Source organism: Veronia nyctiphanis (assembly GCF_004116385.1).
Lineage (GTDB): Bacteria > Pseudomonadota > Gammaproteobacteria > Enterobacterales > Vibrionaceae > Veronia > Veronia nyctiphanis.
The window spans coordinates 1-203 of record NZ_PEIB01000127.1; the positions used below are offsets into that span (position 1 = coordinate 1).

Annotated in this window: 1 protein-coding gene; it reads right to left on the bottom strand. The window is 51.7% G+C overall.

Features of this window, described 5'->3' with window-relative positions; genetic code table 11:
• Window positions 1-9: 9 nt before the first annotated feature.
• A partial coding sequence (locus CS022_RS27030; protein WP_235869903.1) for a hypothetical protein occupies window positions 10-203 on the bottom strand: 194 nt, incomplete at its 5' end.

Below are 203 nucleotides of genomic sequence, written 5' to 3' on the forward strand. Positions count from 1 at the left end.
GCGCCGAGCTCAGAAGACAACCCCGTAAAGGCCCGCAACTTCCAATATCCGACACCAAGAATCCCCCATTTTGTCCAATGACAGAGAAAATATCGGCCTCTGGCGTGTAGAAAAAGGTCGGTTGTAAATGACGTTGCCGACTTTAACTGCGCCGAGCTCAGAAGACAACCCCGTAAAGGCCCGCAACTTCCAATATCCGACAC